This is a genomic window from Nonomuraea sp. NPDC050643 (assembly GCF_040654715.1).
In the GTDB taxonomy this organism is placed as follows: domain Bacteria; phylum Actinomycetota; class Actinomycetes; order Streptosporangiales; family Streptosporangiaceae; genus Nonomuraea.
Genome location: NZ_JBFAIM010000049.1, coordinates 73792 through 95413 on the forward strand (window position 1 = coordinate 73792; position 21622 = coordinate 95413).

Sequence of the window (21622 nt, forward strand, 5' to 3'; positions counted from 1 at the left end):
TCACTTGAGCCCGGACAGGGTGAATCCCCGCACGATGGAGCGCTGGAAGACGACGAAGACGATCAGGACGGGCACGACCATGAGGGTCGCTCCGGCCATCTGGAGTGAGGGATTGGTCGCGATCTGCCGGTTGAGCAGCGACACCCCGACCGAGAGCGTGTAATACCGCTGGTCGGTGGCGATGATCAGGGGCCAGAGGAAGCTGTTCCACGACCCGATGAAGGTCAGGATGATCTGCACGGCCATGATCGGCCGGCACAGGGGCAGGACGATGTGCCAGAAGACGCGGACCTCTCCGGCCCCGTCGATGCGGGCGGCCTCGATCGTCTCGGTGGGCACGGTGGAGATGAACTGCCGGAACAGGAACACGCTGAACCCCGACACCAGCCCCGGCAGCGCGACCCCGGCGAGGGTGTCGGTCAGCCGCACGCCGTCGAGCAGCAGGTAGGTGGGGATCATGGTGACCTGCACCGGGACCATCATGGTGGCGAGCACCAGGAAGAACAGCGGCCCGCGTCCCCGGAAGCGGAACTTCGCGAACCCGTATCCGGCCATCGCCATGAGCACCACCCCGGTCATGCTGATCAGCACCACCGCGACCGTGTTGACCAGGTAACGGCCGAAGTCCATCTCCTCGAACAGTTGCGTGAAGTACTGCGGGGTGGGTTCCCGCGGCAGTATGCGCGGCGGGTGGCCGACCGACTCCGAGCGCGGCTTGACCGACCCGGACACCATCCAGACAAAGGGGAACGCCGTGATCAGGGCGCCCACGCCCAGCACGGCTCCGATGACCGCGGTCGTGCCGCGGGAGTCAGTGATCCGCATCGAACCTCCGCGCGCGCATCTGGACGAGGGTCGCTCCGGCGATGACCAGGAACAGCACGAGGGTCCCCGCGCCCGCGTAGCCGAACCGGCCGGCGGCGAAGCCCTCCTGGTAGAGGAACAGGGAGATGCTCGTCGACCGGCCGAGCGGCCCGCCCTTGGTGAGGACGTACGGCTCGTCGAAGAGCTGGAGCCAGGCGATGACCGTGGTGACGGTGACGAAGAGGATCGCGAACCGCAGCAGCGGCAGGACGATCGAGGTGATCTTGCGGAGTTCGGAGGCGCCGTCGAGCGCGGCCGCCTCCAGATATTCGCGGGGGATGCCCTTCAGCGCGGCGAGGAAGATGATGATGTTCAGCCCGGTGCCGCGCCACACGGCCACGAGCGCGACCGAGAACTTCACCAGGACGGAGTCGCCGAGCCACTGCGCGGGCGGCAGCCCGACGAGCGACAGCAGGTGGTTGAGCAGCCCGAACCGGGTGTTGTAGAGGTAGCCCCAGACGAGGGAGACCGCGACGATCGCGGTCACGGCCGGCACGAAGTAGAAGGCCCGCAGCGCGCGGAAGAAGCGGTTCTCGCTCCGGTTGAGCAGCAGCGCCACGGCCAGCGAGGCCACCACCACGGCCGGGACCCCGAACACCGCGTAGATCCCCGTGTTGGCCAGGGCCTGCCAGAAACCGTGGTCGGCGAGCAGCTCGCGGTAGTTCTCCAGGCCGACGAACCCGACGTTCGCCCAGTCGGCCAGTCCTGCCAGGTCCAGGTCGGTGACGCTGACCAGCAGGGCGACCACGACCGGCAGGACGCCGAAGGCGAGCAGCAGGAGCAGCGCCGGAGCGATGAAGGCGTAGGGGGCGATGGGGGGTTTCATGGCGGCTCCCTGCGCTGCTCAGCGGGCCGGTGTGCCGTCGGTCGCCGCGTACAGGCCGCGCAGGGCCGTGTCGCGGTTCGCGCCGGTCAGGACGATGGCGTTCAGGGTGTCGAGCAGCGCTTTGCCGGTCTCTCCGTCCCAGTTGGGGACCTGCGGCAGCGGCCTGGCGTCGTCGAGCTGCTTCGAGTACACCTTGGCCGCCGGGTCCGGGGAGCGCCGGACCTCGCCGAGCGCGGACCTCGCGGCGGGGAGCTGGCCGTCGAGCCGGTACCAGGTGAGCTGCGTACGCGGGTCCGCCAGGTAGTCGAGCAGGCGCAGCGCGCCGTCCCGGTCGTCGGTGGTGCCCCACACGCCCAGGTTGGAGCCGGCCAGCAGGGACGTGCGCGTGACGTCGCCGGGGGTCAGCGCGATCGCCCACTTCCCCGCGAGCTCCGGCGCGGCCGAGGCGATCGCGCCCGCCAGGTAGGGGCCGGAGACCAGCATGGGCGTGACGCCGGAGACGAAGCCCTGGACCTGGTCGAAGTCGGTGTCGGCGGGCACGCTCCGGTCGGCGTACATGCCGGTGTAGAGGTCGACGGCCTTGCGGAACGCCGGGGTGTCGAACGCGATCTCGCCGTCGGCGTTCACGATGTGGCCGCCCATGGCCCAGGTCATGATGACGGGCAGGGCGCTGTCCCATTGCGGGATGAAGTAGCCGAACGCGCCCGCGCCCCGGGAGGCCAGCAGCCTGGCGTCGGCGCGGACCTGGTCCCAGGTCTCCGGCGGCCTGGTGATGCCCTTCGCGGCCAGGACGTCGGTGCGGTAGAACAGCACGCGGGTGTCGCTGACCCACGGGACGCTCACCGCCTTCCCGCCCGCCTTCCCATCGGCGGCGGGAAGGCCGCCGAGGAAGTTCCGGGCGGTCAGGTTCGCGTGACCCTTCAGCGTCTCCTCGTCGAGCTCCAGCAGCGCGCCGGAGCCGGCGATGACCCGCGCCTTCGACAGGCCGATCTGCAGGACGTCGGGCCCCCTGCCGGAGGCGACGGCCGTGGTGAGCTTCTGATCGGCGGAGTCCCACGGGATGGCCACGGTGTCGACGCCGATGCCGGTCCTGTCGGTGAAGGGCCTGACCAGCTCCTGGAAATGGGCCGAGCTGTCGCCCATGATCCAGACGGTCAGCTCCCGGTCGGCTCCCCCTCCGGACTCCGAGCAGGCCGCGAGCATGATGAGGCTCACGGCGAGGATGGGGGCGACGGGTGCGGGGCGAAGTCTTCTCATCGGACGTTCCCTCTCAGGCGGCGGGAACGGCGTCCAGATCCTGGACGCCGCCGTGCGCGACGATGAGGTCGCGGTACCAGTGCGCGCTGAGCCGGGGGATGCGTTGCTGAGTGCGGTGATCGACGTGGACGACGCCCAAGCGCTTGCTGTACCCCTCGGCCCATTCGAAATTGTCCATGAAGGACCACACGAAGTAACCGCGCAGATCGACGCCGTCGGACAGGGCGCGGGCGGCGGCGGTGAAGGAGCCGCTGAGGTGGTGGACGCGATCGAGGTCGCGGATCTGGCCCGAGGGGGCGGCGCCGGCGGGGTGGCCGGTGCCGGTCTCGGTGACGTAGAGGGGCAGTGCGGTGAAGTCGGAGGCGACGCGTGTCAGGACCCGGTGCAGGTGGGCGGGTGCGAGGGCGGGGCGTTCGCGTACCCCGAAGGGGGCCGCCGGGTCGTGGCCGGCGATCACCGGGCGGCCGTGGCTGATCCCGGCGAAGTCGGTGGGCGTACTGATGATCTCCAGGTCGCCGGTCCGCAGGTGGGCCCACAGGCCCATCGGGTCCACGCAGTCCAGCGTGAGCGGGTCGTGGCGGCCCCGGTAGATCGGGTCGAGGAACAGGCGGTTCGTGATGGCGTCCAGCCGGTCGGCCGCGGCGCGGTCCGCCGCTGAGTCGCCCGCCGCGGTGACGTGGGTGACGGTGTTCGTGATCCCGACCTCGGCGGACGGGGCCGCCTCGCGGATGGCGAGGGTGGCCAGGCCGTGGGCGAGGGCCAGGTGGTGCGCGGCGGCGACGGCGGCGGTCAGGTCGGTCCGGCCGGGGGCGTGCTTGCCGTATCCGTAGCCGAGCAAGGCCGAGGACCACGGCTCGTTGAGGGTGATCCAGCGGGTCGCGAGGTCGCCGAGCGCCGTCACCGTCAGCCTGGCGTACTCGGCGAAGCGCCGGGCGGTCTCCCGCTCCGCCCACCCGCCCCCGGCCTCCAGCGCGGCCGGCAGGTCCCAGTGGTAGAGGGTGACGAACGGCTCGATGCCGCGGGCCCGCAGCCCGGCCAGCACCTTCCGGTAGAAGGCCACCGCCTCCGGGTTCAGCTCGCCCCGGCCGTCCGGCTGCAGCCGGCTCCAGGACACGGACAACCGGTAGCCGCCGACCTTCAGGGAGGCGAGCAGGTCGAGGTCGGCCTCCCACCGGTGGTAGTGGTCGCACGCCACGTCGCCGGTGTCCCCGCCGCGGATCGCGCCGCGCCTGCGGGAGAAGGCGTCCCAGATGGACCTCCCACGGCCGCCCTGGTCGACCGCGCCCTCGATCGGGTACGCCGCCGAGGACAGCCCCCAGGCGAACCCGTCGGGAAAGGCGCGTACGTCGAGGCGGTCCTTCGTCCCGGGCTTCGCGTACATGACGGCATCCTCCGCGCTTTCATTTGATGCGGCTTAGGCTAAGCCGTGGACAAAGTCCGCGCAAGGGTGGAGCATCGCAACTGTCACCGATCCAGGAGGGGAAAATGGATCATCGTTGGCAGGCCGCCGCACTGGCCGCCGTGCTCACCGCCGCCACCCTCGTGACGACCGCGCAGCCCGCGGCCGCCTTCGACAGCACCGACTTTCTCAAGGTCAGCGGCTCGGTGCTGAAGAAGGACGCCGGCACGGGAGCCACGGTCGGGCTCCGGGGCACCAACCTCGGCGGCTGGCTCGCCGCCGAGGACTGGATGTCCCCGCTAGGGGAGTTCGCGCTCGACAGGACCGGCTGGGCGGCCACCGCCTCGGCGGGTGACGCCGCGCTCGCCATCGACGGCGACGACACCACCCGCTGGACGACGAGCGCCCCGCAGAGCGGCGGCGAGTGGCTGCGCGTGGACCTGGGCGCCGTGTCACGCTTCGACCGGATCGCCGTCAACCACACCGACTTCGCGGCCGGTGACGTCGCCCGCGCCTTCACGGTCGAGGTCTCCTCGAACGGCACGACGTGGACGGGCGTCCCCATCAGTGCGCGGAACGGCGCGAGCCAGGTCACCACGGCCACCTTCGCCCCCGTGACCGCCCGCCACATCCGTGTCACGCAGACCGGCAGCAGCGCCGTGGACTGGTGGTCGGTCGGCGAGTTCAACGTGTTCAACGACGCGGCCTCGTTCAACCCCGCGCAGTGGACCGCGACGGCGTCCGGCGGCACGGCCGCCGCCGCCATGATCGACGGAAACCTGGCCTCCCGCTGGACCACCAACGCCGACCAGGCGTCCGGCGAGTGGGTCCGGCTCGACCTGGGCGCCCGGATGACGATCAACCACGTCGCGCTCGACACGCAGAAGAACACCACCTCGGAGAACGACTTCCCGCGCGCCTACACCGTCCGGCTCTCCGACGACGGCTCCACCTGGAGGCAGGTCGCCACCGGCACCGGGACCGTCAAGGCGACGAACATCAGCTTCCCGGCCGCCGCCGGCCGCTACATCCGGATCGACCAGACGGGCACGGGCGACAAGTGGTGGTCGATCGGTGAGATGTCGGTGGCGCTCAACAACGACGACTACGGCCTCCAGCTCACCCTCGACCAGCGCTTCGGCGCCGCCGGCGCGCAGGAGATCCGCGACGCGCACCAGGACGCCTGGATCACCGAGACCGACTTCGACCGCATCGCCGCCCTGGGCGTGAACTACGTCCGCCTGCCGATCGGCTGGATGACGCTGCTCGACACCGACGGCACCTGGAAGGCGGACCCCTGGACCAGGATCGACTGGGCGGTGGACCGGCTCGCGGACCGTGGCATCTACACCCTGCTCGACCTGCACACCGTCCCCGGCGGCGGCTGCCCGTGGGCCAGTTGCGGGCGCATCGGCATCGATCCCAACGGCTTCTGGGGCAGCGCGACGTACCAGGACTGGGTGCAGGACATCTGGGAGGCGATCGCCACCCGGTACGAGGGCGATCCCGCCGTCGCCGGCTACGACCTGATCAACGAGCCGCTGCTCTACTCCAGGTCAGAGGAGGCCGAGGACGCCGACGACGTCGCCGTGAAGAGCGCCTACTACGACCGCCTCTACGACGCCGTCCGCGCCATCGACCCCGACCACGTGATCGTGATGGGCGCCTTCTTCGGGTACGACCGCATCGCCCCGCCCTCGACGTACGGCTGGACCAACGTCGTCTACGAGCTCCACCCGTACGACATGCCGAACGCCAAGGACTGGGCCGCGCAGAACCAGCTCGTCACCAACCACCTCGCCGGCCTGCCCGGCCTGCTGGCCTCGCCCGGCGTCCCCGTCCTGTACGGCGAGTACGCCCTGTACTCCTACGACGACGTGTGGGCCCGCTGGATGGCCGGCATCAACGCGCGGCAGCAGTCCTGGTCGAGCTGGACCTACAAGGTCAGGGGCAGCGACGCCGACGGCCAGCGCTACTGGGGCGTCTACTACGACCGGCCCGCCCCGGTCCCGGTGATCAACAGCGACGGCTCCGCCACGTTCACCGAGAAGCTCCAGCGCTTCGACACCGGCACCTTCACCAGGAACGACCGGCTGGCGGCGACCATCACCAAGTACGCCGGCGGCCTGTCCACCTTCACCCCCGTCGCCGTCGGCAGGGCCGGCTGGACGGCCACCGCGTCCTCGACCGGCGGCAGCGGGACGCCGGCCGGCGGCATCGACGGGAACGGCTCGACCCGCTGGAACAGCGGCGCCGACCAGGTCCCCGGCCAGTGGTATCGGATCGACATGGGCTCCCCGCGCACGATCGCGATGGTGATCCTGCAGACCCCGGTGGCCATCAAGGACGACTATCCGCGCGGCTACGAGCTGCAGTTCTCCCTGGACGGCAACGCGTGGACGACGGTGGACGCGGGGCTCGGCTTCGGCTGGAAGCAGACGATCAGCGTGTCCCCGCAGACCGCCCGCTACGTGAGGTTCACGCAGACCGGCACGGGCGACAAGTGGTGGTCGATCGACGAGATCACCATGTACTCCTCGTACTGACCGCCGGGCCCTGGAGACGGCCGGCGAGCTGTCCCCGCGCGGTCACGCCGAGCTTGCGGAACATTCCCGACAAGTAGGAGCCGACCGTGCGGGGCGACAGATGGATCCGCGCGGCGATCTCCCGGTTCGACAGCCCCGCCGCGGCGAGCTCCGCGATGCGCAGCTCCCGCGGCGAGAGGACGTCCTCGGCCTGGCTGCGCCCGCCCTCGCCCCCGGCCGTCCCGTCGCGCTCGACGTCGGCCCAGAAGGGAGCCCCGAGCGGGCGCAGCGTCTCACGGGCCGCGTCCCGCGCGGCCCGTGACTCGGCGAAACGGCGGTGGCGCCGCAGCCACGCCGCGTACGCCAGCCGGGTCGTCGCCTCCACCAGCGGCCAGCGGGCCAGGTCCAGGCTCAGCGCCGCCCGGAACAGCTCCTCGGCCTCGGCGTCCCCGGCCAGCACGGCCCGCGCGTACGGGAGCTGCACGTGCAGCAGCTCGGCGGGCGCGATACGGGCGACGTCCTCCAGGTTGTCCAGCGCCGAACGGGCCTCGTCCAGGAGGCCGACGCCCACGGCCGCGGTGACATAGGGGATCACGGCGGCGAACGCCTCCCGGCCCAGGCCCGAGATCGGCTTGGCGAACAGCGGCCGCAGCTCCTCATGGGCCAGGTCGTGGCGTCGCGCGGCCAGCCAGCCGAGCCCTCTGGCCAGCCGGACGCCCGCCACCAGGTCGAAGCGGCGCGTCCCGTCGGCCCTGGCCGCCAGCTTCAGCGCGCGCTCGGTGTCGCCGCGCAGCCCGGCGGCCACGGCCTCCGCGGCCATGAGCGCGTCGGCCCAGCCGGGCTGCCGCGTCTCGGCCAGCACCCGGTGCGCCTCCTCGGCCACCCGCGTGGCCCGCTCCCAGCCGCCGAGCAGGCACAGGTTCGTCATCCGCAGGACGAGGGCCTGCGCCAGCGGCCCGGCGCGGCCCTGGTCGCGCAGCGTGGGCTCGGCCCTGACGAGCAGGGTCCCCGCCCTGACCGGGTCGCCGATCGCGTGCGCGGCCACGCCGAGCAGCCGCAGGCCCTCCGCGTCGGGCAGATCCGCCACGGCGGCGGTGGCGGGCAGCCGCTCGGCCACCGCCTGGTTCCTGAGCACGGGCTCGGCCAGCGCGAGCGCCGCGATGTGCCGGGGGTCGGCCGTGCTCCCCGGGACGGCGGCGGCCAGCGCGTCGGCGGTCGCGGCCACGATGGCCTGGGCGGCCGGGCCGGGAGCGGTCCGCTGGATGCGGAGCGCGGCCCCCAGCAGCAGGTCGAGCGCCACCCCGGGGTCGGTGGCGGCGGCCCGCCTGGCGATGGCGCACAGCCGGGTGACGCGCGCCGGGTCGGGCCGGGTGTCCTCGTCGCAGACGTCGCGGAGCCACTCCATCCTGGTCTGGTCGGCCACCGTGAGCCCCGCGTGCGCGGCGGCGTCGAGGAGGTCGTGGACGAGGTGCGGCCGGCCGAGCCCGTACGCGTACTGGGCGGCGGCGAGCAGCCTGCGGGCCCGTACGACGCGGTCGGTGGTGAGGCGGGCCGCCAGCTCCAGCGCCCAGACGACGGGGGCGACGCCACGACGGTTCGGCGTGGCGGGACGCACGTCGGCCAACTGGCCGGCCAGCTCGTCCGCCCGATCGGCGGGCAGGCCGGCGGGCGCGCCCTCTGGTCCTGTGACGGACTGGGCGTGGTGCCAGATGCGCCGGTGCGGTTCCGTGGTGAGGACGCGTGCCAGGGCGTCGTGGGCGGCGCGCAGCCGGGCGGGGGGCTCCGCGCCCAGGACGGCGGCGCGTACCACGGGGTGCGGGAAGCGGAGCGCGGTGCCCTCCAGGTGGACGAGGCCGGCCGCCGCTGCGGTGTCGAGGTCGGTCATGACCTCGCGGCCGGCCAGGTGTGCGGCGGCGGCCAGGATCTCCGGCAGGTCGCCGACGTAGTCCACGGCCGCGACCAGCAGCGCGTCTCTGGCGGGGGACGGGAGCGCGGCGAGCCCGCCGGCGAACGCCTCCGTCAGCCGGGGCGTCACCGGCGGGGACGTCCACGAGGCCGCCGGGCCGCGCTCCCGCCAGGCGAGGGGGAGCTGGGTCAGGGCGAGCGGGTTGCCGCGCGCCACGCGCAGGACGCGTTCGCGGGCGGTGACCGTGAGGGCGGGCGCCTGGCGTTCGAGCAGCACACGCGAGGTGCCGTCGTCCAGCGGCCGGATCTCCAGCGCGTGGGGCGGCTCGGTGCCGGCGCGTGTGGTGGCGGCCGATGTGCGCGCGGTGGCGACCAGGACGACGGGGTCGTGGCCCAGGCGGCGGGCGACGAAGCGCAGCGCCTCCCACGAGGGCCGGTCGAGCAGGTGCGCGTCGTCCACCGCGAGCAGCAGCGGGCGCTCCGGCGCGCACGCCGTCAACAGGGTGAGCGCCGCCACGGCCACGGCGGGCGGCTCCGGCGCCGATTCCGGGGCTCCGTGCAGCGCCGCCCCGAGCAACGCCCGCTGCGACTCCGGCAACCCCCGCGCCTCACCGATCACCGGGCCGAGGAGCTCGCGAAGCCCCGCGTACGGCGGCGCGCCGCCGCTCACCCCGGTGACGTGCAGGACCTGCGCCCGTGCCACGCGGGCGCGGGCGGTCGCGGCCCGCAGCAGCGACGTCCTGCCGATGCCCGGCTCGCCCAGCAGCGTGATCGCCCCGCCGCCCCTCGGCAACCGGCCGACCAGCTCGTCCAGGATCGCCAGCTCACCGTCCCGTCCCAGGAGTTGCGGGTTGCGCATGCGGCCCCCTGTCATCCGAGCTCTGCCGCGATGGTACGCATGACGGCCGCGCCGACCTAGCGTCAAATGACTGCCGGGAAGGTCATTCTCCGGGCGGATCGGCGGCGAGCCGTTCCAGACGGGAGGCGAGCTGGGCCCGGGTGGTGATGCCGAGCTTGGGGAAGATCCGGTACAGGTGGCTGCCGATCGTCCGGGGCGACAGGTGCAGCCGCTCGCCGATCTCCCTGTTCGACAGGCCGTCGGCGGCGAGCCTGGCGATCTGCAGCTCCTGCGCCGAGAGCGTGCCGAGCACGGCGGGCCCCGGCTCGGCCGCCCGCTCGCCCGCCGAGCGCAGCTCCGCACGCGCCTGGTCGGCCCACGCCGTCGCGCCCATGAGGTCGAAGGCGGTCTGGGCCGAGCGCAACGGCATGCGGGACTCGGCGTCGCGCCGGCGCGGGTGCCGGCGCAGCCAGCCCCCGTAGGCCAGCTTCAGCCTGGCGCGGACGAGCGGCCAGCGGCTCAGGTCCTGGCGCAGCGCCGCGTCGTACAGCTTCTCCGCGTCGGAGTCGTCGGCGAGGACGGCGCGGGCGTACAGGAGCTGGGTGCGCAGCAGCGGCGCGGGGGTGACGAGCGCCGTCCGTTCGAGCTCGGCGAGCACCCGGCGGGCGTCGGGGAGCCGGCCGCCGTGCAGGGCGGCCTCGGCGAGGAACATGACGCCGCCGAACGACTCGCGCGGGTGGTGGCTCGGGTCGGCCGGATCGTACGGCCTGCGCAGCTCCTGGTACGCCTGCTCGTACTCCCCGGCCACCAGCCGGGCCACGCCCTTCGCCAGCCGGGCGCAGCACAGCAGGTCGCCGGCCCCGTCGCGCCCCGCCGCGGCCTCGGCCACGCCGGCCAGCTCCAGGGCCCGCCCGGTCTCGCCGCGCACCGCGTACCACAGGGCGGTCTGGGCCGTGGCGGCCGTCTCCCAGAGCGGCTGCCCGGTCTCGGCGGCCAGGTGGCGGGCCTCTTCGGCGGACGTGCCCGCGCGGTCCCAGTCGCCGGTGTACAGGTGGCCCGCGCTGCGCAGAGTGAGCACCTGTGCCAGCAGCCCGAGCCGGCCCTCCTCGCGCAGGCGCGGCTCCGACCTGCTGAGGATGTCGGTCGCGCGGGGCAGGTCGCCGATGGCGTGGGCGGCCTGGCCGAGCAGGTGCAGGGCGACCGCGTCGAGGGCGCCGGCCGGCAGCGCGGCCGAGAGCAGGTCGTGGACGGCCGCGCCGCGCCGGATCGGCTCGGCGAGCGCGACGGCGGCGACGCGGCGGGCGTCGGTCCGGGGCAGGGGGAGGGCGTCGGCGGCGTCGGCGACCGTCGCGCGGCCCCGGGGTCCGGCACCGGTCCACCAGCAGCGCATGGCCGCCCCGTAGAGCAGGCCGAGCGCCAGGTCCCGGTCGCCCGAGCCGGCCGAACGGGCGGCGGTCGCGCACAGTTCGGCGACACGGTCCTCGTCGCCCGGAGTGCCGTCGCTGAAGATCTCCTTCAGCCATTCGAGCCGGGCCCGGTCCTGCTCGGGCAGCTCGTTGCGGGCCGCCTCGGTGACCAGCCGCTCCACCAGCTCGGGGCGGCCGAGGGTGAAGGCGTGCCCGGCGGCGAGCAGCAGCCGCCGTCCTCTGCCGGCGGGGTCGGTCGTGAGCTGTGCCGCGCGCTCCAGCGCCCAGACGGCCGCGGTGACCGACCCCTGTCGCAGTGAGGCGGTGTGGCCGGCCTCCAGCTCGTCGGCCACGTGGTCGTCGGGGCCGAGCGTGGACTGGGCGCGGTGCCAGGCGCGCCGGAGCGGGTCGCCCGCCAGGGCCCGCGCCAGGGCGGCGTTGGCCGCCAGCCTGCGGGTCAGCGGCTCCAGCCCCAGCACGGCGGAGCGTACGAGGGGATGCTGGAAACGCACCCGGGGGCCGTCGAGGCGCAGCAGCCGGGCCCTGACGGCGGGATCGAACACGGTCGTGGTCAGCGGTCGCCCGGCCAGCGTGGTGGCGGCGGCGAGGATCTCCGGCAGCTCGTCGCCGTAGTCGACGGCCGCGGCGAGCACGGCGTCCCTGGTGGCCGGCGGCAGGACGGCGATCCGGCCGGCGAACGCGCGTTCCAGCCGTGCGGTCAGGGGCGGCCGGGGCGTGGCGCTGTCCGGCCCCGGGCCGCCGCGTGCCTGCCAGGCGTCGGCGAGCTCCAGCAGCGCGAGCGGGTTGCCCTGCGACGCGCGGACGATCCGGTCCCGGTGCGCGGTGCCGAGACCGGGGGCGCAGGCGAGCAGGAGTTCTCCGGCCGCCGCGTCGCCCAGCCCGGCGAGCGGGAGCTCCGGCAAACCGGCGGAGACGAAGGGGCTCACGTGGCCGTCCCGCACCGTCGCGACGATCAGCACGGGGTCGCGGTCCACGCGGTGGGCGACAAAGGCCAGCGCCTCCTGCGTCTCCTGGTCGAGCCAGTGCAGGTCGTCGAGCGCCACGACGACCGGGCGATCCTCCGCCAGCCCCAGCAGCAGGTTCAGCACCGCCAGGGCCACCGTGAACGCCTCCGGCGGCGGCCCGTCGCACAGGCCCAGGGCCGACAGCAGAGCCTCGCGCTGCGGCTCCGGCAGCGGGCGCGCCGTCCGGATCACCGGCCACAGGAGCTGGTGCAGCCCGGCGAACGGCAGCACGGACTCCGACTCCACCCCCGCCGCCTCCAGGACGCCGTGGCCGGCCGCGGCGGCCGGCTCCACCGCCGCCCGCAGCAGCGACGACTTGCCGCTGCCCGCGTCGCCGCGGATCAGCAGGGCTCCGCCCCGGCCGGGCAGGCCCCCGACCAGCCTGCCCAGCGTCTCCAGCTCGGCGTCCCTGCCCACCAGCGTGGCGTCCATCGGCATCGAGGCTCCTTCGGATTCGCCCCAGATGGTCATACCTTAAGAGCGGGGCCGGGTGAACTCCTCGACACGACTTCGGCGGTGGGATGTGATCGTTGGCCGTGAACGCGAGTCCGCGCTCATCGAGGAGTTCCTGCGGCCGCGCGACTCCGGCGGGCCCGCGGCACTCGTCGTCCGCGGCGACGCGGGGCTGGGCAAGACCGCCCTCATCGACGACGCCGTACGCCGGTCGCGGCCCGGCGGCGGCGTGCTCAGGGCACACGGCTACCAGGGGGCGGCCGGGCTGCCGTTCGCCGCGCTGCACCAGCTCCTGCGCCCCGCGCTCGGCGGCGTGGACGCTCTGCCGGGGCGGGAGCGGTCGGTGCTGCGTGCCGCGTTCGCCATGGAGAGCGCGGGGACGCCGCCCGGTCCGGCAGCGGTGGCGGGGGCGACGCTGGCGCTGCTGTCCGGCCTCGGCGAGTCCGTCCTGCTCGTGGTCGACGACGTCCAGTGGTGCGACCGCGCCTCGCTCGACGTGATCGGCTCCGCCGCCCGGCAGGCGACCGGCCGGCGGCTCACCGTCCTGTCCGGCACCCGCGGCCCCACGCCCTTCGGCGGGAGCGCGGGCGAGCCGCGGTTCGGCTCGTCGTCCGGTGCGGGTGTGCTCGGGTCGTTGCCGTCCGACGCGGATGTGGCCGAGCTGTGGCTCGGGCCGCTGCCGTCCGACGCGGCGGAGCTGTTGCTGAGCCTGCAGCCGGGGGCTCCCGAGGGGACGTCCGCCCGGCGGCTGCTGCGTGAGGCGGGTGGGAATCCTCTCGCGATCATCGAGCTGGCCAGGGCGGCCGGGTCCTGGACGGGTGCCGTGGCGTACCGGCCGGATGAGCCGCTCCCGCTCACCGAACGCCTGGAGAAGCTCTACGCCGCCCAGCTCGCGGACCTGCCACCCGAGGCGCGAGACCTGCTGGTCACCATGTCGGCGGCCGACGACGGCGAGCGGTCGGCCGTGCTGAACGCGCCCCCGCCCGGCCCGGCGCAGGCTCTGGCCGTGGCGGTGGATGCCGGGCTGGTCACGCTCGCGGACGACGGTCCCGCCTTCCGGTATCCGCTGATCCGGTCCGCGGTCTACCGGTCGGTCTCCTTCGAGGAGCGCCGGCGGGCGCACCTGAGCCTGGCCGGCGCGCTGAAGGACGACCCCGACCGGCGAGCCCGGCACCTGGCGGCCGCCGCGGACGGCGCGGACGAGGAGATCGCCGCGCTCCTGGAGGCCGCGGCCGACAGGGCGGAACGGAGGGGCGCGCCCGCCGAGGCCCTCGCCGCCATGGAACGCGCCGCCCAGCTCACCCCCGGCGGACGGGCGCGCGCCGCGCGGCTGGTCAAGGCCGCCCAGTTCGCCCTCTACCTCGAACGGGCGGACAAGGTCGAAGAGCTCGCCGCCACCGTGACCGCGCTGACCGACGATCCCGGGGTGCTCGCCCAGGTGCCGCCGCTGGTGGGCTGGGCCGTCTCCCACAGCGGGCGCCAGGACGCGGCCATGGCCCTGCTCCTCCCCGCCGCCGAGGCCGCCGCCGCCGCCGAGGTCGGCCACACCCCGTCCGCCGCGCTGGCCACGCTGGGGATCGCGGGCCGCGTGGCGCTCTATTCGGGCCGCCGCACGCACGGCGAGCAGATCCGGCGCGTGCTCTCGCTGATCACCAAGCTGCACGGGCCGGACGACCCGATCACGCCGTGCGGGCCGGACGATCCGATCGTGTTCTGGGTGTCGGCCTGCACCGACCTGCCGGCGGCGCGCGAGGCCGTACGGGCGGCGCTCGCACGCGACCGGGCCGCTCCACGCCAGGACTTCTCCGGCCACCTGCTGCTGGGCATGATGGCGGCCTTCGGCGACTTCCCCGCCGCCGCCGTCGAGGTGCTCGGCCCCCTGCTCGACCCCGAGATCGAGGCCGCCCCGCTGGCCGTCAACGGCTCGTTCCTGACGATGTACGGCTTCGCCTGCCTGGACGCGGGCCGCTGGGACAAGGCCGAATCGGTGGCCGGACACGCCCTGCGGATCGCCGCCGAGACGCCCCCGCCCCCGTCCCCGCCCCCGTCCCCGCCCCCGGCGCAGGCGCTGAAGGCCACGCTGGCCGCCCTGCGCGGGCAGAGCGAGGAGGCGCGCGCGCTGGCTCATCAGACCCTGGCCGGCACCGACGTACAGAATCGCCTGGTCACCGTGCGCTGCGAGCGGGCGCTCGGCCTCGCCGCCACCGCCGTCGGCGGTCACGAGGCGGCGTACAACCACTTCAGGCACCTGTTCACCAGCACCGGCGAGCCCGTGCACGACCACCACTCCTACTACGCGCTGGCCGACCTCGCCGGGGCCGCGGCGCTCACCGGGCACGTCGAGGACGCCGGTCACGTGCTCGAGGCGGCGACCGCCGACCTGTCCGGACGTCCCACGGAGCGGTTCGGCCTGCTGATCGGCATGGCGCGCGGCCTGCTGGCCGACTCCGACGAGGACGCGACCCGCCACTTCGAGACCGCACTGGAGCAGCCCCTGGACGGCCAGTGGCCGTTCGAACGAGCGCGTGCCCACCTCGAGTACGGCCAGCGGCTGCGCCGCGGACGCCATACCCAGCGAGCCAGGGCGGAGCTGTCCACCGCGCTCGACGTCTTCGAGCGCCTGGGCGCGCGGCCATGGGCGGAGCGCGCCCGGATCGAGCTGCGCGCGGCGGGCGTACGGCCGGACGGCCCGGCAGGGTCGCGCCTGGCCCTGCTCACGGCGCAGGAGCTGCAGATCGTCCGGCTCGCCGGCCAGGGGCTGACGAACAAGGAGATCGGGGAGCGGCTGTTCCTGTCGCACCGGACGGTCAGCAGCCACCTCTACCGGATCTTCCCGAAGCTGGGCATCTCCACCCGCGCCCAGTTGCACGCCTTCGTGGCCGACGACGGTGAAGCAGTCGATTAACTGAAGAGCGGCGTCCGCTCGGGCTCCTAGTCTGCGTGAAGCAGGAGAGACCCCGAAGCGGAGGGCAGAACCGATGCGCATGACGCAGAAGCGGCGACCGCGCCCGAAGAGCCGCCGGGGCGCGCTCGACCTGCGGACGCCGTCCGGCAAGTCCCTCCCCTACTGAGGACGCTGGACGCCCTTCGCAGCCAGACATTCGCCCACCCGTCCCCGGAGGACCCCGTGGACCCGCGCAAGGTTCAGAACGATCGTCTGCAAGCGCTGATCAAGAAGGCGGCCTGGAGCGGCCAGGGCCTCGCGGAGGCGGTGAACGCCGTCGGCAGGGAGGCCAATCTGCCGCTCGGCTACACCCGCTCCTCGGCCGGGCAATGGCTCGCGGGCATGACCCCCCGGAGGCCCGTGCCCCACATCGTGGCCGAGGCGCTCTCCCGGCGGCTGGGCCGCCCGGTCACGCCCGCCGAGGCGGGCTTCGACGAGAGCGGCCCCGAGGACGGCGAGAGCCCGCTCGACCGGCTGATCGCGCTGGCCGTGGCGGCCGATCCCGTCAACGTGGGCACGTCCCCCTACCGCGTCTACCACCTGTCCGGGTGCCCGCGGGACGCGCTGCCGCCGGTGTCCGCGCCGCCGGACGCGCTGGGAGGCTCCGTACGCGTCGGGCGCAAGGACGTCGAGTCGGCCGAGGTGATGCTCCGGCTGTTCACCGACGCCGACGCGGCGGGCGGCGCGGGCCACGTCCGTGTCGGGCTCAGCCTCTACCTGGCCAACACCATCGCCCCGATGCTGGCCGCGGCCCCGGAGGAGGTCCGCGCGGAGCTGTTCTCCGTGGCGGCCCGGCTGGGCTACCTGTGCGGCGTGATGTGCTACTACGACGAACTGCAGGGCTTCGCCCAGCAGTACTTCCTGGTCGCGCTGCGGCTCGCCGCCGAGGCGGCGGAGAGCGGCGTCCAGGCCCGGGTGCTGTGCGCCATGAGCGTGCAGGCGGGGGCGCTGGGCCACCACGACCACGCGCTCGGCCTGTCCCGCGCCGCCGTGGACACCGCGGCCGGCGGCCTGCCTCCGCAGGAGTTCGCGAGGGTGCTCAGCCAGCGCGCGGTGGCGCGCGCCGCGGCCGGGGAGACCAACGGCGCCCTGGCCGACATGGCGGCGGCGCAGGCGCAGCTCAAACGGGCCGGCGGCGGCACGGGCACACCCGCGGCGACGCTGGCCTACCAGCGGGGCCTGATGCTGGCGCTGCTCGGCGACACGTCGAAGGCCATCGCGCAGATGGAGATCTCCGTACACCACCGCCCCGCCACCGAACGCCACTTCCGCGCCATCACGCTGTCCCGCATCGCCGGCCTCCAGCTACGCCACGGTCATCTGGAGGAGGCCGTCGCGACCTGGCACCGCTTCCTCGACGACTACCCGGCCATCAACTCCGGCCGCGCCCGCGCCGCGCTCGCCGTCCTGCAGTCCGGGGTGCGGCCCTACCGGGGCATCCCGTCGGCCAGGGCGCTGCTGGCCAGAGCCCTGTCCCTGCAGCAGCGGCTGCCGCACCTGACGGCGGGCCCGCGGACGGCCCCCGCCTTCCCGTCACGGGTCACCGACGTCCGGGTAGGATTCCCCGGATCCCCCCAACCCGCCTAGAAATCACGCGAACCGTGAACCTGATCGGCCTCCCGACCGACTGAGCGGGGTGACGGGAGGGCGAGATGACCGACGAACTGCTGGTGGTGCGCGCCCAGTTGGGCGAGCAGCCGGCGATGACCGAACTGGTGGCCCGCTGGCGGGTGCCGGTGTGGACGTACGTGCGGCGCATGCTGGACGCCGAGCGGGCCGACGACGTCAGTCAGGAGATCTGGCTGGCCGTGGTCCGTGGCCTGCCCCGGCTGCGGGAGCCCGACCGGTTCGCGCCCTGGCTGTTCATGATCGCCCGGCGCTCGGTGATCGACCGCCTGCGCGGCCAGTACGCCCGCGAACGACGGGAGTTCGCCGCGGGCGACGTGGTGACCGATGACCCGGTCGAGGCCATGATGGACCGCGCCGAGCTGATCAGCGCCCTGTCGGCCCTGCCGTTGCTGGAGCGGGAGGTCCTCGTCCTGTTCTACCTGGAGGACATGCCGGTGGAGGACTGCGCGCAGATCTGCCAGGTCCCGGCCGGCACGGTCAAGTCCCGGCTGGCCCGGGCCCGTCGGCTGTTGCGTGCGCATCTGGAGGAGAAGGGATTCCGGCGATGAACGAGGAGGAGCCGCGGCTGTCGGCGGCGGAGCTGATCGAGCGGCTGGAGCCGTCGCTGGCGCCGCGCAGGCGCGTCCGCGCGGTGGCCGCGCTGCTGGCCGGGCTGGCCGGCACGGTGTTCCTGGCCGCGCTGTGGGGGAGCGAGCCCGGCCCGCTGCCGGGCCGAACCAACCTGGCGTTCGCGCTGTTCACCGCGTTCTGCCTGGCCTGGGCGGGCTACGGCGGGTGGCTGCTGGGGCGCCGGGTGCCGCTGTTCGCGACCGACCGGGTGATCGCCGCCTGGATCGCGCTGGCCGCCTCCGTCACCACCACCGCGATCGTGGCCGTCGTGGCCGCTCAGCGCGGCAGTGGCCTGGGCGTGGCGCTGTCCACCGGAGGGCTGTTCGTCGCGGTGTCGGCCGCGCTGGCCGTGCGCGCCCACGCCCGGAGGGCCGCGCTGCTGCGCCGCAAGCGGGAGCTGACCGGCGGAGCCGAGTCGTGAACACCCAGGAGGGGTGGCTCCCGGCGGGTGTCACCCGGCGAGGACCCTGCTGAGGGCCTCCTGTACGGCGGTGCCGACCGTGGCGGGGTCGTCGAGGTCGAAGCCGACCACGAGCCCGTCCCTGAGCAGGAGCAGGATGTCGGCCGTCCGCTCCGCGTCGGGGTGGCCGTCGCCGGCCAGCAGGTCGCGGTAGAGGTCGCGGGTCCAGCGGCGGTGCTCGGCGATCGCCTGGCGTACGGGATGGGCCGGATCGGGATATTCGGCCGCCGTGTTGACGAACGGGCAGCCCCGGTAGGCCGGACCCGCGCCGAACTCCGTCATGAAGGCGAAGATCGCCATCAGCCGCTCGCGAGGTGAGCCCTCGGGCATGGCGGCGACCGCCGCGCGCTGCAACGCCCCCTGCTCGGTCACGTACGCCCGGACGAGGTCGTCCTTGCTCGGGAAGTGGTGGTAGAAGGTCGCCTTGGCGACGCCCGCCTCCGCGATGATCCGGTCGATCCCGACCGTGTGCACGCCTTCGCGGTAGAACAGGCGCGCCGCGGTCTGCAGCACCCGGTCGCGTGCCGGGCTCGACCGGCGCTCTTTCAGCGTTTCTCCGCTCACCGCTTGACGATACCAGACAGACCTGTCTACTCTCTTGGCATGAAGGCAGACAGACAGGTCTGTCTACAAGAGGGAGAAGTCATGAGCATCTACACCGCCATCGCCACCTCCGCCGGCCGCGACGCCCGCGCGGTCTCCTCCGACGGCCGGCTCGACGTCAAGCTGGCCCTGCAGAAGGAGCTGGGCGGCGACGGCGAGGGCACCAACCCCGAGCAGCTCTTCGCCGCCGGCTACGCCGCCTGCTTCGCCTCGGCCATGCAACTCGTCGCCGCCCAGAAGAAGATCGACGTCTCCGACGCCTCGGTCACGGCCGAGATCGGGCTCTCGCCCAACGGCAAGGGCGGCTTCCAGCTCGGCGCCACGCTGCGGGTGGAGCTGTCCGACGCCATCGCGCCGGAGACGGCCCGCGAGCTCGTCGAGGCCACCGACCAGGTGTGCCCCTACTCCAACGCCACCCGCGGCAACATCGCGGTCGAGCTGGTCATCGAGTAGACGGCCGGTGCCCCGCTCCGGTGCCCGTTCCGATGGCCCATCCGGCACCGGGACGGTCAGGGCGGGCCCCGACCGTCCCGGGTCACGGCGTTGCTCAGACGATCCCGCTGCCCTGGATGCCGGCGGACGCGGCGGTGGCCGCAGCCACCACCGTGATCAACGCGACGGACAGGGCCAGGACGACTCGACGCCACCTGGTCATGACATACCCCTTCCCGATCGATGGATGATCCGCTCCGTATTCGCCGTACGAGCCCCGGCGGATCACCGGCGCGGCCGGAGCATGGACTTCTGGCGCGGGGCGGCGCGTTCCCGGCCTGGCGCGCGGGGGTAGGGGTCGTCGGGGGAGTGGCCATCGGGGGAGGTCACGATGGATGGAATCCGCGATCGCGGAGGCAGCGGGCTGGCGTTCGAGGTGCTCGATCCCGCGCCGGTGGGCGTCGCGGTGACGCGGGGCCCGGAGCACCGGCTGGTCTACACGAACGCCATGTACCGGTCGCAGTTCGGCGGCCGGCAGATCGGGGCCTCGCTCAGGGAGGCGTTCCCCGACTTCGTGCAGCGCCACTACGGCCTGCTGTTCGACCAGGTCCACGAGACGGGCGAGCCGGTCGTGCTGACCGCGGCGCCGGCGAGCACCACCGGCCAGGACGGCGCGGAGCGGTTCTTCACCGCCAGCCTGTCGCGGATCGTCTTCGAGCCGGGCGAGTACGGCGTGCTGGTGGTGGCGATGGAGGTCACCGAGCAGATCACCGCGGCACAGCGCGTCCAGACCATCGCCGACGAGCGCAGCCGCATCCTGCGGCGCTATCAGAGCCTCATGCGCGTCAGCGCGCAGATCGTCTGGGTGGCGGGCCCCGGCGGCGAGGTGACCGAGCCGAGCCCGAGCTGGGAGCGGGTGACCGGGCAGCCGTGGGAGGAGTTCCGCGGCCAGGGCTGGCTGCAGATGGTGCACCCCGATGACCGCGCGGCCACCTTGGCGTCGTGGGCCGCCGCGGTGCGCGACGTGACCGACGTCTGGGAGCACGTCTACCGGCTGCGCACCGCCGACGGCTCCTACCGGCACTTCGAGGAGCGGGCCGTGCCGATCCGCGAGAACGGCGTGGTGGTGGAGTGGGTGGGGTCCTCCAGCGACATCGAGGAACGGTGGCAGGAGCAGCGGTGCCAGCGGTTGCTCGACCGCGCCGCCGTGGCGATCGCGGACCTGACGAGCCTGGAGCAGATGCTCGGCGCGCTGGCCGCGGTGATCGTGCCGGAGCTGGCCGACGGCTGCGGCGTGCATCTGATCACCGATCTCACCGGCGCGGCGGACGGCGGGACCCCGTTCGTCGTCGAGCGCGTGGCCACCGCCACGGCTCCCGGCCTGCCCCGGCTGCCGCCGTACAGCGAGGAGCACCTGATGCCGGAGAACGCGTTCGTGAGCGCGGCCCGGCGGCGGCGCCCGATCGTGCGGAAGTTCCCCGCCGGCCGGCCTCCACCCGATCTGGCCCCGTCGGGGTCGCAGGCGTGGATGGCGGCGAACGGCGCCAACAGCGTCCTGCTCCTCCCGGTGGTCGTGGACGGCGCGGTGCCCGCGATGGTCACCGTGGTCGCCTGCGGGGACCGCCCGCCCATCGGCCAGGCCGACATCACGCTGCTGAGCCAGATGTTCGACCACGCGCACGACGCCCTGACCAGCGCCATCCGGTTCCAGCGCACGCAGCAGATCGCCCTCGCCCTGCAGCACAGCCTGCTCGCCGACCCGCCGCACCTGCCCGACGTGCGGATCGTCGCCCGCTACCGGGCGAGCCCGGCCGCGGCCGAGGTGGGCGGCGACTGGTACGACTCCTTCGTCCTGCCCGACGGCGCCACCGCGGTGGCCATCGGCGACGTGGCCGGCCACGACCTGGGCGCCGCCGTGGCCATGAGCCAGCTACGCAACATGCTGCGAGCGCTGGCCATCGACCGGCGCGAGCCGCCGGGGGAGATCCTCACCCGCCTCAACGTCGCCATGGAGTCGCTGTCGAAGGACGTCACGGCGACCTGCGTGCTGGCCCGCGTCGAGACGTGCCCCACCGGTTACCGGCTCAAGTACGCGGTGGCCGGGCATCCGCCGCCGCTGCTGGTCACCCCTGAGGGAACAGGGCGTTTCCTGGAGGGCGCGGCCAACCCGCTGCTCGGGTTCCCCCACGACCAGGCCTGCGTCTCCGCGATGGAGTTCCTGCCGCCGGGCGGCACCCTGCTGCTCTACACGGACGGGCTCGTCGAGCGCGCGGGCGAGCATCTCGACCGGGGGCTGGATCGGCTCAGGGAGCTGGCGGAGTCGCTCGCGGGCGAGCCGGTGGAGCGGTTCTGCGATCACCTGCTCAGCGGGCTGCCGGTGACCGGACTGGACGACATCGCGGTGATAGCCGTACGACTCCCTATTAACCAAAATAAATGATCTTAAA

At 73.9% G+C, this 21622-nt stretch carries 14 protein-coding genes; 7 read left to right on the plus strand and 7 right to left on the minus strand.

The features are described from left to right. The 4 genes from AB0I15_RS44865 to AB0I15_RS44880 are packed head-to-tail and all read right to left on the minus strand — an operon-like array spanning window position 1 to window position 4328. Complete coding sequence (locus AB0I15_RS44865; RefSeq protein ID WP_358110714.1) at window positions 1–825, minus strand: carbohydrate ABC transporter permease; 825 nt, start codon at window positions 823–825, stop codon at window positions 1–3. After that, a complete protein-coding gene (locus AB0I15_RS44870; RefSeq protein ID WP_358110717.1) occupies window positions 812–1690 on the minus strand; it encodes a sugar ABC transporter permease in 879 nt (292 codons plus the stop codon). Before AB0I15_RS44870 ends, AB0I15_RS44865 begins: the two co-directional genes overlap by 14 nt. 18 nt (window positions 1691–1708) lie before the next feature. After that, entirely contained in the window at window positions 1709–2947 is a 1239-nt protein-coding gene (locus tag AB0I15_RS44875) for an extracellular solute-binding protein (RefSeq protein ID WP_358110720.1), read from the minus strand. Window positions 2948–2960: 13 nt separating this feature from the next. Further along, window positions 2961–4328, minus strand: coding sequence for a GH1 family beta-glucosidase (locus AB0I15_RS44880; RefSeq protein ID WP_358110723.1), 1368 nt, complete (start codon window positions 4326–4328; stop codon window positions 2961–2963). 104 nt (window positions 4329–4432) lie between these two features. On the opposite strand from AB0I15_RS44880, the gene AB0I15_RS44885 reads away from it, so the two are divergent. Continuing rightward, the gene (locus AB0I15_RS44885) at window positions 4433–6892 is read left to right on the plus strand and encodes a discoidin domain-containing protein (protein ID WP_358110726.1); all 2460 of its coding nucleotides are present in this window, start codon (window positions 4433–4435) and stop codon (window positions 6890–6892) included. On the opposite strand, the gene AB0I15_RS44890 is transcribed toward AB0I15_RS44885, so the two are convergent. Further along, window positions 6870–9635, minus strand: a complete 2766-nt coding sequence (locus AB0I15_RS44890; protein ID WP_358110729.1) for an AAA family ATPase — start codon at window positions 9633–9635, stop codon at window positions 6870–6872. The genes AB0I15_RS44885 and AB0I15_RS44890 overlap by 23 nt on opposite strands. 82 nt (window positions 9636–9717) lie before the next feature. Continuing rightward, the gene (locus AB0I15_RS44895) at window positions 9718–12483 is read right to left on the minus strand and encodes an AAA family ATPase (RefSeq protein ID WP_358110732.1); all 2766 of its coding nucleotides are present in this window, start codon (window positions 12481–12483) and stop codon (window positions 9718–9720) included. An 85-nt stretch (window positions 12484–12568) separates the two neighbouring features. Here AB0I15_RS44895 and AB0I15_RS44900 point away from each other — a divergent pair, with 85 nt between their 5' ends. The 4 genes from AB0I15_RS44900 to AB0I15_RS44915 all read left to right on the plus strand — a co-directional run bounded on the left by AB0I15_RS44900 (window position 12569) and on the right by AB0I15_RS44915 (window position 18101). Beyond that, window positions 12569–15403: an AAA family ATPase gene (locus AB0I15_RS44900; RefSeq protein WP_358110735.1), complete on the plus strand. Its 2835-nt coding sequence runs from the start codon at window positions 12569–12571 to the stop codon at window positions 15401–15403. 222 nt (window positions 15404–15625) lie between these two features. Then, the gene (locus tag AB0I15_RS44905) at window positions 15626–17029 is read left to right on the plus strand and encodes a hypothetical protein (protein ID WP_358110738.1); all 1404 of its coding nucleotides are present in this window, start codon (window positions 15626–15628) and stop codon (window positions 17027–17029) included. A 65-nt stretch (window positions 17030–17094) separates the two neighbouring features. Continuing rightward, complete coding sequence (locus AB0I15_RS44910; RefSeq protein ID WP_358110741.1) at window positions 17095–17619, plus strand: sigma-70 family RNA polymerase sigma factor; 525 nt, start codon at window positions 17095–17097, stop codon at window positions 17617–17619. Further along, window positions 17616–18101 (plus strand): hypothetical protein, encoded by a 486-nt coding sequence (locus AB0I15_RS44915; protein ID WP_358110744.1) that lies wholly within the window; start codon window positions 17616–17618, stop codon window positions 18099–18101. The genes AB0I15_RS44910 and AB0I15_RS44915 overlap by 4 nt, the downstream gene beginning before the upstream one ends. Window positions 18102–18131: 30 nt before the next feature. On the opposite strand, the gene AB0I15_RS44920 is transcribed toward AB0I15_RS44915, so the two are convergent. After that, window positions 18132–18704: a TetR/AcrR family transcriptional regulator gene (locus AB0I15_RS44920; protein WP_358110747.1), complete on the minus strand. Its 573-nt coding sequence runs from the start codon at window positions 18702–18704 to the stop codon at window positions 18132–18134. Between the two features lie 81 nt (window positions 18705–18785). Between AB0I15_RS44920 and AB0I15_RS44925 the strand changes: the two genes are divergently transcribed. Continuing rightward, window positions 18786–19196 (plus strand): organic hydroperoxide resistance protein, encoded by a 411-nt coding sequence (locus tag AB0I15_RS44925; protein ID WP_358110750.1) that lies wholly within the window; start codon window positions 18786–18788, stop codon window positions 19194–19196. A gap of 370 nt (window positions 19197–19566) precedes the next feature. Beyond that, window positions 19567–21615 (plus strand): SpoIIE family protein phosphatase, encoded by a 2049-nt coding sequence (locus AB0I15_RS44930; protein ID WP_358110753.1) that lies wholly within the window; start codon window positions 19567–19569, stop codon window positions 21613–21615. The last annotated feature ends 7 nt before the right edge of the window (window positions 21616–21622 follow it).

Excerpts from the sequence above, each read along its gene's own strand:
- AB0I15_RS44865 (WP_358110714.1), bottom strand. The coding sequence starts at position 825 with ATGCGGATCACTGACTCCCGCGGCACGACCGCGGTCATCGGAGCCGTG.
- AB0I15_RS44870 (WP_358110717.1), bottom strand. The coding sequence starts at position 1,690 with ATGAAACCCCCCATCGCCCCCTACGCCTTCATCGCTCCGGCGCTGCTC.
- AB0I15_RS44875 (WP_358110720.1), bottom strand. The coding sequence starts at position 2,947 with ATGAGAAGACTTCGCCCCGCACCCGTCGCCCCCATCCTCGCCGTGAGC.
- AB0I15_RS44880 (WP_358110723.1), bottom strand. The coding sequence starts at position 4,328 with ATGTACGCGAAGCCCGGGACGAAGGACCGCCTCGACGTACGCGCCTTT.
- AB0I15_RS44885 (WP_358110726.1), top strand. The coding sequence starts at position 4,433 with ATGGATCATCGTTGGCAGGCCGCCGCACTGGCCGCCGTGCTCACCGCC.
- AB0I15_RS44890 (WP_358110729.1), bottom strand. The coding sequence starts at position 9,635 with ATGCGCAACCCGCAACTCCTGGGACGGGACGGTGAGCTGGCGATCCTG.
- AB0I15_RS44895 (WP_358110732.1), bottom strand. The coding sequence starts at position 12,483 with ATGCCGATGGACGCCACGCTGGTGGGCAGGGACGCCGAGCTGGAGACG.
- AB0I15_RS44910 (WP_358110741.1), top strand. The coding sequence starts at position 17,095 with ATGACCGACGAACTGCTGGTGGTGCGCGCCCAGTTGGGCGAGCAGCCG.
- AB0I15_RS44915 (WP_358110744.1), top strand. The coding sequence starts at position 17,616 with ATGAACGAGGAGGAGCCGCGGCTGTCGGCGGCGGAGCTGATCGAGCGG.
- AB0I15_RS44925 (WP_358110750.1), top strand. The coding sequence starts at position 18,786 with ATGAGCATCTACACCGCCATCGCCACCTCCGCCGGCCGCGACGCCCGC.
- AB0I15_RS44930 (WP_358110753.1), top strand. The coding sequence starts at position 19,567 with ATGGATGGAATCCGCGATCGCGGAGGCAGCGGGCTGGCGTTCGAGGTG.